The following is a 14041-nucleotide window of genomic DNA, read 5'->3' as shown; positions in this document are numbered from 1 at the left end:
CCCCACTGCACATGCACCAACCTTGACCATTGCGTAAAGAGTTCCGGGTCGTTGTTCTTGCTGCGCAGTTTTCGACAAATAGCCGCACTTAGAAATTCTTCTATCAAGATGACTACATACCAAGAGCTGATTGCCCAGAAAAAACTGCTCGACCAGCAAATCGACGAGGCCCGCAAGCTGGAGTCCAAAGCGGCTCTGGCATCGGTGCAGGAACTGGTCCGGGAGTTTGGCTTCACGGCACAGCAGGTCTTCCCCTGGAAGCCCGATGGCAAGAAGAGCGCCCCCGCCAAGTACCAGGACCCCGAGTCCGGCAAGACCTGGACCGGCCGCGGCAAGCCGCCGAACTGGATCCTGGGCAAGGACCGCACCCTGTTCGAAATCAAGTGAGTCCCTGCCGCGCATGGGCCCGCCCGCACGGCGGCGCACATGCGCGGGCACATGCTCAGAGGTGCGTCATGCAGGCACCACCGCCGTGACCTCGATCTCCACCTTGGCCCGGTCTTCCACCAGATCCGCCACCTCCACCGCCGTCATGGCGGGGAAATGCCGCCCGATCAGTTCGCGGTAGTGCTTTCCAATGGCCGGATAGGCCGCCACGTATTCCTGCTTGTCGGTCACATACCAGGTCATGCGCACGATGTGCTCGGGCCTGGCGCCGCCTTCGGCGAGGATGGCGACGATATTGGCCAGCGCCTGCCGCACCTGTCCGGCAAAGTCGTCCGTCTCGAATTGCTGCTGGCCGTTCCAGCCAATCTGCCCGCCGACAAACACCAGCCGGGAGCCGACCGTCATTTCGGTGAGGATGCCATTGGCATAGCCTCGGGGCGCCAGCCAGTCCGGGGGTTGCAGAGTCTTCATTGCTTCATCCTGTTCTCGTTGAATCCGTAAAACCGTCCTGCGGCACCAGATAGGCCTGCAGGCGCTCGCGCAGATCGGCCGGCAGTGGCGTGGCCTTCATGCTGCGCAAATCCATGGTGACGATGGTCATGCGCGCAGACAGCCGTCGCTGGCCGTCCGGCCCCTCGAAACGCACATCGAACTGGAACGATGCCCCGCCGATGCGGCGCACCTCCAATACCTGGCGCAGCGTGTCGTGCCAGCGGCTGGGCGCCGTGAAATCGCATTGCACCGACACCGTGGGCGTGCCCACCTGGCGCTGTACATGCAGGGTGTGGAATGGCAGGCCCATTCCCCTGTCGAACCATTCCTCCACCAGGTCGTTGACCATTTCGAAATAGCGCGGGTAAAAGACGATGCCGGCCGGATCGCAATGGCGAAACAGCACCTGCACCTGGCTGACGAAGGCGGAGGCCATGGCGCGCGCTCACGGCATCTTGCGCAGCACGAATCGCTGCAGCTTGCCGGTCTCGGTGCGCGGCAGGGCCGGCACGAAGACAATGGCGCGCGGGTACTTGTAGGGCGCAATGCTGGCCTTGACGAAGGCCTGCAGCGTGGCGGCCATGTCGTCGCCGGCCGCAAAGCCGGGCTTGAGCACCACAAAGGCCTTGACCACCTGGCCGCGCTCGTCGTCTGCCGCGCCGATCACGCCGCATTCGGCCACGGCCTCGTGGCGCAGCAGCGCATCCTCCACCTCGGGGCCGGCGATGTTGTAGCCAGCCGAGATGATCATGTCGTCATTGCGCGCCTGATAGAACAGATAGCCGTCGGAGTCGCGCACAAAGGTGTCGCCGGGCAGGTTCCAGCCGTTTTGCACAAAGCGCTTCTGGCGCTCGTCGGCAAGATACCGGCAGCCGGTCGGCCCCTTGATGGCCAGGCGGCCGGGCGTGCCGTCGGGCACGGGCTGCATGTCGTCGTCCACCACCTGGGCCACGTAGCCGGGCACGACCTTGCCGATGGCGCCCGCGCGCACCTCCTCGGGCGGGCTGGACACGAAGACGTGGATGAGCTCGGTGCCGCCGATGCCGTCGATCATCTCGATGCCCGTGGCCTGCTTCCACAGCTGGCGCGTGGCGTCCGGCAGGGCCTCACCGGCCGACACGCTTTTCCTGAGCGACGACAGGTCGAAGCGCGCTGCCTGCGCCGCCATCTGCCGGTAGAAGGTGGGCGCGGTGAAGACGATGGTGGCGCGGAAATCCTGCACCACCTGCAGCAGCCCTTCGGGCGTGAGCTTTTCGGCCAGCACGGTGCTGGCGCCCACGCGCAGCGGAAAGCACAGCAGCCCGCCCAGGCCAAAGGTGAAGGCCAGCGGCGGCGTGCCGCAGAAGATGTCGTCCGGGCCCGGCCGGATCACATGGCGCGGGAACAGGTCGCACATGGCCAGCACGTCGCGGTGGAAATGCATGCAGCCCTTGGGCGCGCCCGTGGTGCCGCTGGTGAAGGCGATCAGGCAGACATCGTCCGCCGATGTATCGCAGCAGGCGAAGGTGTCGGGCTTGGCTGCGGCCAGGGCGTCCAACGCATCGGCTGCGCCGTCGTTGAAATACAGCACGCGCGAGAGGTCCGGGCAATGGTGTTCATGGCCGGGCTGCAGGCACAGCTGCACCTCGTCCTTGAGGCGCACATCGCACAGCACGGCCTGCACCTGGGCCTTGGCGATGATCTGCTGCAGCTCCTTGGCGCGCAGCAGCGGCATGGTGGGCACCGTCACCAGCCCGGCCTTGATGGCGGCCAGCCAGGACGCGGCCATCATGGCGTTGTTGGGGCCGCGCAGCAGCAGCCGGTTGCCGGGCACCAGCTGCAGGTCTTCCACCAGCACATGGGCGATGCGGTTGGTCAGCGCCTGCAGTTCGGCATAGGTCATGGCGGCCTGGTCCGCGCCCTGCCTCCAGCGCAGGGCAACGCGCCCGCCCTGGCCGCGCGCCACCATGGCATCGACCAGTTCGGCCGCGCAGTTCAGGCGTTCGGGATAGGCCACGTCCGGCCCGTCGAGCAGGAACTCGGGCCATTGGTCGGGCGGCGGCAGATGGTCCCGGGCGAAAGTATCGATGTGGGCGGAGGCTTGCATGCGATGTTCCCTGGCTTTGCGTTGAATGGGCAGCCTGCCGCTCAGGCCTTGAGCAGCTCGCGCGCGATGATGAGTTTCTGCACCTCGGTCGCGCCCTCGTAGATGCGCAGCGCGCGGATCTCGCGGTACAGCGTCTCCACCGGCATGCCCGAGACCACGCCCGCCCCGCCGAACATCTGCAGCGCGCGGTCGATCACGGCCTGGGCCGATTCAGTGGCCGTCATCTTGGCCATGGCCGCCTCGCGCGTGGTGCGCGTCTTCTTCACATCGCGCATCCAGGCGGCGCGGTAGGTCAGCAGGGCCGATGCGTCGATGGCCGTGTCCATGTCGCCCAGCGCGGCCTGGGTCAGTTGCAGGTCGCCCAGGGTCTGGCCGAACATGCGGCGCGACTTGGCGCGTGCCAGGCCTTCGTCCAGCGCGCGGCGCGCAAAGCCCAGTGCGGCGGCGGCCACCGAGGCGCGGAAGATGTCCAGCGTCATCATGGCCAGCTTGAAGCCCTGCCCCGGCTCGCCCAGGCGCTGCGACGCGGGTATGCGGCAGTTGTCGAAGCGGATGGTGGCCAGCGGGTGCGGCGCGATCAGCTCGATGCGCTCGCCAATCGAGAAGCCCGGCGTGTCCGCATCGACCACGAAGGCGCTGATGCCGCGCGCCCCCGGCGCCTCGCCCGTGCGGGCGAACACGCAGTAGAAGTCGGCAATGCCGCCGTTGGAGATCCAGGTCTTGGCACCGTTGAGCACATAGTGGTCGCCTTCGAGCCGCGCCTCGCAGGCCATGGCGGCCACGTCGGAGCCGGCATCGGGCTCGGACAGCGCAAAGGCCGCAATGGCCTCGCCACGCGCCACGCGTGGCAGGTAGCGCTGGCGCAGCGCGTCCGACCCCATGAGCGATATCGCACCGCTGCCCAGCCCCTGCATGGCAAAGGCGAAGTCGGCCAGGCCTTCATGGCGGGCCAGGGTCTCGCGCAGGATGCAGACCGCACGCGAGTCCACCTCGGGCAAGGCCCCGCCCCAGGCGCCGCCGGGGCCGGACGGCACGGCATAGCGCAGCCAGCCGGCCTGGCCCAGGGCCTTCACCAGTTGGCGGCAGGCTGCATCGGCATCGTGGTGGTCCACATCGCCCAGGGATTGGGCGCACCAGGCATCGGCCTCATGCGCCAGCGTGCGGTGGGCGTCATCGAAGAAAGGCCAGTCCAGCCAGGAGGAATCACGCATTTTCAGTTTCCTTCGAAGACGGGCTTTTGCTTGGCCACGAAGGCCTCGTAGGCGCGGTGGAAGTCGCGCGTCTGCATGCAGATGGCCTGGGCCTCGGCTTCGGCCTCGATGGCCTCGTCCACGCCCATGTTCCATTCCTGGTGCAGCAGCTTCTTGGTCACGCCATGGGCAAAGGTGGGGCCGGCGGCCAGCTGGGCGGCCAGCGCGTGGGCGGCTTCGCCGATCTGCTCGGGGCTGTGCAATGCATTGAAGAAGCCCCAGGCAGCGCCCTCCTCGGCCGTCATGGCGCGGCCCGTGTACAGCAGCTCGGAGGCGCGGCCCTGGCCGATCATGCGCGGCAGCAGCGTGCATGCGCCCATGTCGGCACCGGCCAGACCCACGCGGGTGAAGAGAAACGCCGTGCGCGCGGCCGGCGTGCCCAGGCGCATGTCGGCCGCCAGCGCGACCATGGCGCCCGCGCCCGCGCAGATGCCGTCCACGGCCGCCACGATGGGCTGCGGGCAGGCGCGCATGGCCTTGATCAGGTCGCCCGTCATGCGCGTGAAGTCCAGCAGCTCGGGCATGCTCATCTTGGTGAGCGGGCCGATGATCTCGTGCACATCGCCGCCCGAGCAGAAATTGCCGCCCGCGCCCGTGACCACCACGGCCTTGATGTCGGTGGCATAGACCAGGGCGCGGAACAGGTCTCGCAGCTCGGCATAGGAGCCGAAGGTCAGCGGGTTCTTGCGCTCGGGCCGGTTCAGGGTGATGGTGCCGATCTTGCCGTCGGCCGATACCTGCCACACAAAGGTCCTGGCCTCGTAGCCGGCCAGGGGGCGCTTGTGGTGCTTCATGCTGTGTTCTTCGGGCTGGGTGCTCATGGTGTCTCCATCAAGAATTCAGAAAACGGGGGTGGACCGGGTTCAGCCGGTCATCACCTCGCCGCCATCGACGGCAATGGACTGGCCGTTGACCGAGGCGGACGCCGGCAGGGCCAGCCAGGCCACGGTCTCGGCCACTTCCTCGGGCTGGACCAGGCGGCCCTGCGGGTTGCGTTCGGCCAGCCTGGCGCGGGCCTCATCCGCCGCCATGCCGGTCTTGTCCATGATGTTGGCCACGGCGCCGCGCACGATGTCGGTCTCGGTATAGCCGGGGCAGACCGCGTTCACCGTGACGCCCTTGCCCGCCGTCTCCAGCGCCAGCGAGCGCGTGAGGCCGATCACGCCATGCTTGGCCGCGCAATAGGCGCTGACATAGGCATAGCCGATCAGCCCTGCCGTGCTGGCCACATTGATGATGCGGCCCCAGCGCGCAGACAGCATGCCCGGCAGCGCGGCCTGCATGCAGTGGAAGGTGCCTGTGAGATTGACGGCCAGCATCGCCTGCCACAGTGCGGCATCGGTGCGCTCGAACTTCTGGCTACTGGCCTGGCCTGCGTTGTTGACCAGCACCTGCACGGGGCCGAAGGCCGCCTCGGCCTGCGCGAAGGCCTGGCGCACCGAGTCCTCGTCGGCAATATCCGCCTGCACGGACTGCACCATCTGTGCTGCCGGTGCCGTGCCGCCCAGCTCGCGCACGGCAGCCTCCAGCGCAGTACCATCGCGTCCCAGCAGCGTGACCCGCGCGCCGCGCGCCAGCAGCGCCCGCGCGCAGGCCAGGCCTATGCCGCGCGCCCCGCCCGTCACCAGGGCATGGCGCCCTTCAAGAAGATTCAAAGATATGGTCATTTCAATCACCCGTGGCGATGCGAGCCACCCGCAACCTATGAAACCGGCGCGCCACACAGCGAGGGACGCCGAGGAAGGGCCGCCCCGCACCGACGGTGTCGTCCCCCTCCCGCGAAGCGAGAGAGGGGGAAGGCGCGAAGCGACTCAGGGGGTGTAGTTTCATTTCGCGTCCAACTGCGCCATGGCGGCGGCGCGTTCGAAGTTGGTTTCCAACTGGCGCTTGCCGGGCTGGTACTGGTTCGGCCAGTCCACATCGTGGGCGCCCAGGCGTGCGGCCTCGCGCAGCGTCCAGGCGGCATCGGCCAGGTGCGGACGCGCCAGCGCGCACAGGTCGGCCCGGCCCGAGGCGATGATGGCGTTGGCATGGTCGGCCTCGAAGATGGCGCCCACGGCAATGGTCGGTATGCCGGCCTCGTTGCGGACACGGTCGGCAAACGGCGTCTGGTACATGCGGCCGTACACCGGCTTCTGGTCGGGGCTGACCTGGCCCGAGGAGCAATCGATCATGTCGGCGCCCGCCGCCTTGAAGCGGCGTGCGATCTCCACCGCATCGTCGGGCGTGATGCCGCCCTCCACCCAGTCATGGGCCGAGATGCGCACTGACATGGGCCGGTCCTGCGGCCAGGCTGCACGCACCGCCTTGAACACCTCCAGCGGAAAGCGCAGGCGGTTGTCCAGGCTGCCGCCGTATTCGTCGTCGCGCCGGTTGGTCAGCGGCGAGATGAAGCTGGACAGCAGATAGCCGTGCGCGCAGTGCAGCTCCAGCCAGTCAAATCCCGCTGCCGCGGCGCGCCGCGTGGCGGCCACGAAGTCCTCGCGCACGCGGTCCATGTCGGCGCGGGTCATGGCGCGGGGCACTTGCGAGAGCCCCTCCAAGTACGGCAGTGCCGACGCCGACAGCAGCGGCCAGTTGCCCTGCTCCAGCGGATGGTCGATCTGCTGCCAGCCCAGTTGGGTGGAACCCTTGCGGCCCGCATGCCCCAGCTGCATACCAATGTGCGCCCCGCCCTGCGCGTGCACAAAATCAACGATGCGCCCAAAGGCCTGCGCCTGCTCGTCGTTCCACAGCCCGGGGCAGCCGGGCGTGATGCGCGCGTCGGGCGAGGTGCAGGTCATCTCCACCATCACTAGGCCCGCGCCGCCCATGGCGCGCGCGCCCAGGTGCACCAGGTGGAAGTCGCCAGGCACGCCGTCGGTGCAGGAATACATGGCCATGGGCGAGACCACGATGCGGTTCTTCAGCCGCAGGCCGCGCGCCTGGTAGGGCGTGAGCATGGGCATGGGCGGGCGGCGGCCTTCGGGCACGGTCTCGCCCGCATGCTCGGCAATCCAGCGCTCGAAGCCCTGCAGCCAGGCGGCATCGCGCAGGCGCAGGTTCTCGTGCGAGATGCGCTGCGAGCGCGTCAGCAGCGAATAGGCGAACTGCTCCGGCTCCAGGCCCGCATAGCGCTCCACGTTCTCGAACCATTCCGTGGAATTGCGCGCCGCGTTCTGGATCTTGAGCACCTCCACGCTGCGCACCTCTTCGTAGTGGCGCAGGCCGGCCTCGATGCCCCCCGCAGACCGCAGGCTGCGCGCCAGCTCGATCGCATCCTCCAGCGCCAGCTTGGTGCCCGAGCCAATCGAGAAATGCGCCGTGTGCGCCGCATCGCCCATCAGCACCACGGGCACGCTGCGCGGGCCGCGCAGCGTGTCCAGCGCATTCCAGTGCACCCAGGTATTGCAGATCACGCGCGGAAAGCGGATCCAGATGGCCGAGCCGCGCAGGTGCGTGGCATTGCTGACCAGGGCATGGCCGTCCAGCCAGGGGGCGAACAGTTTTTCGCAATAGGCAATTCCCTCTTCCTGGCTCATCTGCTCTATGCCGGCGGCCTGCCAGGTCTCCTCGGGCGTCTCCACGATGAAGGTGGACATGCCGTCTTCATAGCGGTAGGCATGGGCCTGGAACCAGCCGTGCTCGGTCTGCACGAAGGCGAAGGTGAAGGCATCGAACACCTTGGTCGTGCCCAGCCACACGAAGCGGCAGCGGCGCTGGTCGATATCGGGCCGAAAGGTATCGGCATAGCGCGTGCGCACCTGGCTGTTGATGCCGTCCGAGGCGATGACCAGGTCGGCATCGTACTCGCGCGCCATCGCCTGGTCGTCCTGCACGAAGTTCTCGAACACCAGCTTCACGCCCACGTCCTCGCAGCGCGCCTGCAGGATGTTGAGCAGCTTCTTGCGGCCTATGCCGATGAAGCCATGGCCGCTGCTGCGCAGGCTCCGTCCCTTGAAGTGGATGTCGATATCGTCCCAGTGGTTGAAGGCGTCGCCAATCGTGCGGGCCGACACCTGATCGGCCTCGCGCAGGTTGTCCATGGTGGCGTCCGAGAACACCACGCCCCAGCCAAAGGTGTCGTAGGGCCGGTTGCGCTCCACCACCGTGACCTCGTTGGCGGGGTCCTGCAGCTTCATCAGCAGGCCGAAGTACAGGCCGGCGGGACCTCCACCGATACAGACGATCTTCATACCGCAAACCCTTTTCTCGCAGGGCGACGGCACAGGACGCCCCAGGTTCAGAATCCAGGCCCAAGAACTTTAAGCCTGAATAGTTTAGGTTTGAAATATATAGACGAAACGCCGGCACGAACCTAGGGAGAACACGCATGAGCTCCTCGACAGCCGCTACGATGCCGGATCGCCAGGAGGATCTCCCTTGGAAAAATACCGGTTCAATGTCTTCGGCCGCATCATCGCCATCGAACGCGCGCAGGCCCAGTGGCGCTGCTTCAACGTCGGCGCCGACGGCAAGCGCGCCCCCGCCCTGCTGGCCATTCCCTGCGATGTCACCCACGCCGAACTGGCGCAGTACCTCTACGACATCTATCACGAGAGCGCGGCCGCATCGGACCAGGACATCTTCGAGATCACCCCCGGCACCACCATCCCCTCACCCAGGAGTTCCTCTTGACCCAGCAAACCGAAGTCCGCGAACTGAAGCCGGGCCTCACCCCCTTTCCCGCCGCCGCCGACATCTTCGTGGCCGACCAGCCCTGGCTGGCCGAGCACCTGCTGCCGCTGATCTCCATCGACCTGGGCCTGGTGCGGCCCGAACTGGCCGGCACCGTGGTCCACATGCTGTGCCCCGTCGAGCCCTTCGAGGGCTGCATAGGCGATGAGACCGAAGCCCACCACAACGCCTTCACCGCCCCCAACTGGTTTGCGCTGGAACTGACGCCCGACAACCGCTACCGCTTCCTGGGCAACGAAGGCTTCTTCCAGCGCGCGCCGCAGCATGGCGGCCAGTTCACCAAAGACGCCTACGCCTGCGAGCACACCGACGAAATGCTGGCCAGCCACGCCAAGGCCAGTGCCTACTACGCCCAGCATGGCCGACTGGCCAGCTACTCGCGCTACGGCAAGGGCGAGCCCGTGGAGCAGGACTACCTGGACAGCCTGGGCGGCGGCATCTGGTACGGCAACTGGACCAGCCACCCGCCCATTCCCCCGGCCTTTCAGCTGGACGAGGCGGAGAACGCCGGCATGGGCGATGAACTGGAAGACGACGGCATCCGCATCACGCGCGACGGCAAGCCCTTCTTCCACGTGGCCAACGTGGCCGGCTACAACTGGTGCGCCACGGGCGCGGACAGCATCCTGCTGTTCTACGAGCCGAACAGCCGCACGGTGCTGTTCACCTTCGACTGGACCTGAGCCGGCCGAGCAGCGCCGCTCAGACGCGGCCCTGCTCGGGCGTGACGATCAGTTGCGCCAGCAGCGGGCGGATGCGATCGTCCTGGTAGTAGCCGCCGTACTCCGTGTAGCGCAGAAAGGCGGCATTGCAATGGTGGCAGCGCCAGAGCGTGCAGCGGTTGTACGGGTGCCAGCCCAGGGCGATGGGGGCATCCGGCGACCACTGGTTCGTGCCCTGTGGGTGGTATTCATCAAGCAATTCCCGTGTCTCCGGCGTGCCCAGCGCACCAATCTGCTGCAGATGCGAAGTCTTGTCCGCACCCGACAAGGACTCCCAGCCCGGCCTCCACAGCACAGCGCAGTCCGCGCATCGCTGCTGCTCGGCCGCCGCTGCGGCGAAGGCTCTCAATTCGGGTTCGGGAAGGGGGGTTGAAGGTGTCATGGAACGGTGCCTTGGTTTCCATGGATTGTCCGGCAGGTTTGGGGGCGGGCTACCAGTGGAAAACATCTTGCTGTTCCACGAACCGGGAAACGGTACGGTAGTCTTCACCACCCACTGGACATCACGATCAGCCATGGTCTTGCCCGGGCTAGTCGGCTGGCAGGCATGCCCGTGTCAATCCAGCGGCTCGGGGCAGCCAGCGGCGTTGCTCCCCTCCAGACAATCGAACGCCCTTTCGGCATATGCCACCACTCTCGTCCATTCGCCAACTTGCATGTAGAAGCTGTTCGGCATGTCCGTGCCGTACGCCTCAAAGACAGCATTGATGGCATCTACCAACTGCCAATCAGTGATGCTCCTGCTCATCGAGAAGAATTTCACCGATCGCCATACTAGCATCACTGCCAAGATCAGTATCGTCAAAAAATGAAATGTGTGGCCAAATCAAGATGGTCGTATTGAACGTCTGCAGGGAAATCATGATTCACCCAGACTTTCATTTGATAATTCAAATCCTTGAGTTTCCTCAGATATCCTAGCAGCTCCATCCTCATTTCAGGATATTTCAAGCGAGGCATCTCAATATCTTCCTATCCTGTTACCCGCCGATTGTGAGTAGCACTAGGCTCGTAGCCAAGTCCAAACCACCGTTGCTTCATCAAACGGTGCAAGACCTAATATCCCCATCGCATCACCTGCGCGTTTGTAGACAAACCTGTGCGGCGCATCTGCCAGTATGTGGGCTCGGGGATGGTCAGAAGGCAGTCGCCCCTCCCAGATGCCGGATTCGGGTGTTCTTGCTCCAGAGCGGCAAGTCAATGATCTGCGTGTAGGCGTTTCAACAGGCACTGCACTGGCTTGCTCAGGTTGCGGAATAGGCGCCGCTTCCCGCCATTCTCCAGAATGCACCAGGCTGAAAGTACTCAGCCTGTTTTGTTGATCGAAGGTGGCCACTACACCCCATGTCTGCCCTCCCTTTCCTTCGATGGGGAAGCACAGCATGGGGTGCATATGCATCACTTCGTCGGGAGAAGGACTCAACAACTGCATCAAGCTCTCTGGTTCAATGTCTCTAGGCTTGGTGTTTTGAAACCAAGGGCCCTGCCAGGAATATGCATCCAAAGTAAAACTCTGCAGCCCCCATTTCAAACTCTCTTCAGCAGCCGTTGGATTCAGACATTGCACGGCAAGTGTCAATCCATTTTCTGCAGAACTGAAATGATAAATACTTTCGCTCAGGTGTTGAAAAATAACATCTGAAGGAACATTATCCAAATAAGGCAGGAGGAGCAGCCACTCCAGGCGACTCTGGGTACCAAGCTGCTCCGTGAGAGCTTTTGGTAAGACAGAGATTTTACCATTCATGAGATTGCCATTTTCCTTGGATTATGAACTAGAGAAAATAGAAAGCAATAATATTTATCAAATACTATTTAACCAATAACCACGCCATAGTCAATAGCAATTGTATTTTTAATCTGAAGTAAATATATCCACCTTAATGACTATTTTCAGAAAATTAAACCTCAATTATCCTAGATACAAATAAATCCCATCCATTAGCTAATATTTCTTCGTAGCTAGGGTCTTCTGAATTCCCATCTAGATCAATAAACATGCGATTTTTTTCGGCAACTTCTTCAATTGAATTCCACGCAGCAAAGCATTCGCTACAATACAAATAAAGTTTTCCCGTATCTGTATTTTTCGAGATAATTAATTTATCTTGCCTGCAGTTTGTACATTCAATGGTTTCGAATACTTTCATAATTCAATCAGGATATGTCGTTATCAATTCTTTTTTTCCTGATCGAACTGATATCCTAATACTGTTTAGCGGTGCCCCTGCTCCTAAGGAACCACCTTCGTGACCAAAAATTCTTCCCATTGGAACGGACAATTGCCCATTTATTGGGCAAAAGGCTGTCCGCCAGGAACCATCTGGCACAGGGCATGGGCTTGCCCGAGTTCGGGTTGAGTCCATAGGGATTCAGTACATCACTTTTACCGGCTTCATCAGCCATGCCAAGCCCTCACCGCTTGCAGTTCATGAACACCCGGGCCAGATGCCGGGACCAGGCCTTCCTTCCGCAAATACCGTGGGGCTGTTTGCTTCACTCTGACATGTCACTAATACAAGACCAATTACCCAAAATTAATATCATCATTAGTCAATATAATTTATTCTCATTAAATTTTATTGATGCGAAATAAATAATATTTTCAAAAATTATTTATTAAATTAATAGCAGCATTAAGATGAAAGAAATTTATAATACCCCGTTGGCAGCACCTTCACGATCTCTCCTGTAGATTCCAAATAAATCAAGGCAGATTTAATCGCATCGTCTGCATCTTGGTTTTTGAAATTAAATTTAATCGATTTGAAATAGAAGAATAATCTATTTGCGCTAAAAAAATCTCCATTCGACAGGAAATAATCATTTATATCAATAAACGTACCTTCATGAGAAAATTCATAACCACACCCATGCTTTTTAAATTCCCATTTATTCATTTCCTCATCAAAAACAAATCCGCTACGAGGAAGAAATTCTATATTTGACAGCTTCACAAGATCACTATGGGTTCTCATGAAAGAAAGATGTAGAATCTCCTGTTTTTCTACATATTTTTTTATGCCAAAAGCGATATTTTTGATAAGGGAATAATCTACCATAATCAATACCTTGTTCTATTTGAACGAGCAGCGGCGGCGTCTTGAGCCTGCCCCGGCAGCCGCATCGCCTGGTGGATGCCTTGCGGGTTGTATTCCTGCAGCACATTGCCCCAAGGGTCCAGCTTTACGGCCCAGGTCACCTGGCCGGTCTGGTCGGTCAGGGCCATGGGTGTGCCCAGGCGGTCGCAGCGGTAGTGATAGATGGCGATGCGCTATTGCTGTTCTCTTTTTTCTCTGCAGTTGCATCTACATATATTGCATGAATGTGCGTGGCACATTGGAACTGCTAGCCCCAGCAGGGCCAAGGTGTCTGCAGCTACGATTCTGGGTGTAGTGCAGGCATATTTTGCCACTACTTGAATAAAAATATCATTGCACGCTTATTGATATTTTGAATTCTTCGCGGGTTTTTAAGCATTATTAAATAATGCAAAATATAAACAAAATACACCAGAGAAGAAATACGGAATTAAATAGAATAAAAAGAAAATGAAATAACCTCTAGTATTTTTTCTTCTTAGTTCCCTTGAGCCTGCGCCAAATATATACAATCCACAAAAAATGTAAAACAAGAAACTAAATAATAAACTTACACTATTCTCGAATAAATTAATAACTAGCATTAAATTCATTAGAATAGATACAAGTCCAGCGTATATATCTGAATATTTTTCAAAATGCACTAAAGATGATTTATGATCTATTTTCATTGATTTCTATTTCTTGCAAATGGACGACCCGGAGTTCATCATGCTTTGCGCAGCAGTCGCTCCTTGCAATACATCCAGAGCAGTGTTTTGCCGGGGAGTGAACATACTGCTGACAGGCTGTTTCCATGGTGGGTCCACATCCATGCCCCATTTTATTGGTAGTTTTATTTTATTATTAACTGGAATCTTTCCAACAGCCAAATCCAAGCTTAAATCCATCACATCTGCAACCCCTCTGCCTGCATCATTGCATCCAGCAGCACAAACGAGTGCACGAGGCAATGAAGATTGATCGCTCGGTATATCGTAGCTTGGGTCATCGCTCAAGGCTCTTGTAAATCCATACCAGCTTGCACCAAAACCATATACAGATTTTGAAAGCACGGCAGATCCAGCCACTTTTGTTACCAGGGTCGGCTCTGGTGCCGCCAGCAAGGCGCCGCCAACGATTGCACCGCCCGCGTTCCCTAAAATTCCTAACCCATTATTCACTGCATCAGCCCACCTCACTAATCCCAGTGGATCAATCCATTGCAATGGATCTGGCGCATACACTGATATGTTCGTTCCTCCATTCAACCCAATCAGATCCTGATTGATATAACTCCCCACCACCGGATCGTAATACCGATGCCGGTTGTAATACAGCCCCGTT

Annotated in this window: 16 protein-coding genes and 1 pseudogene; 3 read left to right on the top strand and 14 right to left on the bottom strand. The window is 60.5% G+C overall.

Translation table 11 applies throughout. From position 1 onward, the window contains the following. The first annotated feature begins 108 nt into the window (after positions 1 to 108). Positions 109 to 387, top strand: coding sequence for an H-NS histone family protein (locus AC5I49_RS10865; RefSeq protein ID WP_016450637.1), 279 nt, complete (start codon positions 109 to 111; stop codon positions 385 to 387). 66 nt (positions 388 to 453) lie between these two features. Here AC5I49_RS10865 and AC5I49_RS10860 read toward each other — a convergent pair whose 3' ends face one another. The 7 genes from AC5I49_RS10860 to AC5I49_RS10830 form a co-directional block, all read right to left on the bottom strand. Next, positions 454 to 858: a RidA family protein gene (locus tag AC5I49_RS10860; protein WP_016450636.1), complete on the bottom strand. Its 405-nt coding sequence runs from the start codon at positions 856 to 858 to the stop codon at positions 454 to 456. A gap of 4 nt (positions 859 to 862) precedes the next feature. Then, positions 863 to 1315: an acyl-CoA thioesterase gene (locus AC5I49_RS10855; RefSeq protein WP_016450635.1), complete on the bottom strand. Its 453-nt coding sequence runs from the start codon at positions 1313 to 1315 to the stop codon at positions 863 to 865. Between the two features lie 9 nt (positions 1316 to 1324). Further along, the gene (locus AC5I49_RS10850) at positions 1325 to 2965 is read right to left on the bottom strand and encodes an AMP-binding protein (protein WP_160853780.1); all 1641 of its coding nucleotides are present in this window, start codon (positions 2963 to 2965) and stop codon (positions 1325 to 1327) included. A 41-nt stretch (positions 2966 to 3006) separates the two neighbouring features. Further along, complete coding sequence (locus AC5I49_RS10845; RefSeq protein ID WP_495789302.1) at positions 3007 to 4176, bottom strand: acyl-CoA dehydrogenase family protein; 1170 nt, start codon at positions 4174 to 4176, stop codon at positions 3007 to 3009. Between the two features lie 2 nt (positions 4177 to 4178). After that, positions 4179 to 5036, bottom strand: coding sequence for an enoyl-CoA hydratase family protein (locus AC5I49_RS10840; protein WP_016450632.1), 858 nt, complete (start codon positions 5034 to 5036; stop codon positions 4179 to 4181). A 42-nt stretch (positions 5037 to 5078) separates the two neighbouring features. Beyond that, positions 5079 to 5882, bottom strand: a complete 804-nt coding sequence (locus tag AC5I49_RS10835) for an SDR family NAD(P)-dependent oxidoreductase (RefSeq protein WP_495789301.1) — start codon at positions 5880 to 5882, stop codon at positions 5079 to 5081. 159 nt (positions 5883 to 6041) lie between these two features. Beyond that, positions 6042 to 8390, bottom strand: coding sequence for a bifunctional salicylyl-CoA 5-hydroxylase/oxidoreductase (locus AC5I49_RS10830; protein ID WP_495789300.1), 2349 nt, complete (start codon positions 8388 to 8390; stop codon positions 6042 to 6044). Positions 8391 to 8577: 187 nt separating this feature from the next. Between AC5I49_RS10830 and AC5I49_RS10825 the strand changes: the two genes are divergently transcribed. Together AC5I49_RS10825 and AC5I49_RS10820 are read left to right on the top strand one after the other, a co-directional pair. Beyond that, positions 8578 to 8832 (top strand): DUF7661 family protein, encoded by a 255-nt coding sequence (locus AC5I49_RS10825; protein WP_017407498.1) that lies wholly within the window; start codon positions 8578 to 8580, stop codon positions 8830 to 8832. Then, positions 8829 to 9575, top strand: coding sequence for an enolase (locus tag AC5I49_RS10820; RefSeq protein WP_495789299.1), 747 nt, complete (start codon positions 8829 to 8831; stop codon positions 9573 to 9575). The genes AC5I49_RS10825 and AC5I49_RS10820 overlap by 4 nt, the downstream gene beginning before the upstream one ends. Positions 9576 to 9594: 19 nt before the next feature. On the opposite strand, the gene AC5I49_RS10815 is transcribed toward AC5I49_RS10820, so the two are convergent. The 7 genes and pseudogenes from AC5I49_RS10815 to AC5I49_RS10785 form a co-directional block, all read right to left on the bottom strand. Further along, positions 9595 to 9996, bottom strand: a complete 402-nt coding sequence (locus tag AC5I49_RS10815; protein WP_495789298.1) for a hypothetical protein — start codon at positions 9994 to 9996, stop codon at positions 9595 to 9597. Between the two features lie 174 nt (positions 9997 to 10170). After that, on the bottom strand, positions 10171 to 10404 hold the full coding sequence (locus tag AC5I49_RS10810) for a hypothetical protein (protein ID WP_495789297.1): 234 nt from the start codon (positions 10402 to 10404) through the stop codon (positions 10171 to 10173). Between the two features lie 213 nt (positions 10405 to 10617). After that, the gene (locus AC5I49_RS10805) at positions 10618 to 11361 is read right to left on the bottom strand and encodes a hypothetical protein (protein WP_495789296.1); all 744 of its coding nucleotides are present in this window, start codon (positions 11359 to 11361) and stop codon (positions 10618 to 10620) included. Positions 11362 to 11515: 154 nt separating this feature from the next. Then, positions 11516 to 11764: a hypothetical protein gene (locus AC5I49_RS10800; protein ID WP_495789295.1), complete on the bottom strand. Its 249-nt coding sequence runs from the start codon at positions 11762 to 11764 to the stop codon at positions 11516 to 11518. 486 nt (positions 11765 to 12250) lie between these two features. Further along, entirely contained in the window at positions 12251 to 12676 is a 426-nt protein-coding gene (locus tag AC5I49_RS10795) for a DUF6896 domain-containing protein (RefSeq protein ID WP_495789294.1), read from the bottom strand. Between the two features lie 5 nt (positions 12677 to 12681). After that, positions 12682 to 12888 (bottom strand): annotated as a pseudogene (locus tag AC5I49_RS10790) (RHS domain-containing protein); the annotation flags it as partial. A gap of 504 nt (positions 12889 to 13392) precedes the next feature. Continuing rightward, positions 13393 to 14041 (bottom strand): RHS repeat-associated core domain-containing protein (locus tag AC5I49_RS10785; RefSeq protein WP_495789293.1); only part of this gene is annotated, 649 nt, incomplete at its 5' end.

This window comes from Delftia sp. (genome assembly GCF_059499305.1).
The sequence above is the reverse complement of the archived record's forward strand: the minus strand, read 5'-3'. Positions and strand labels throughout refer to the sequence as shown.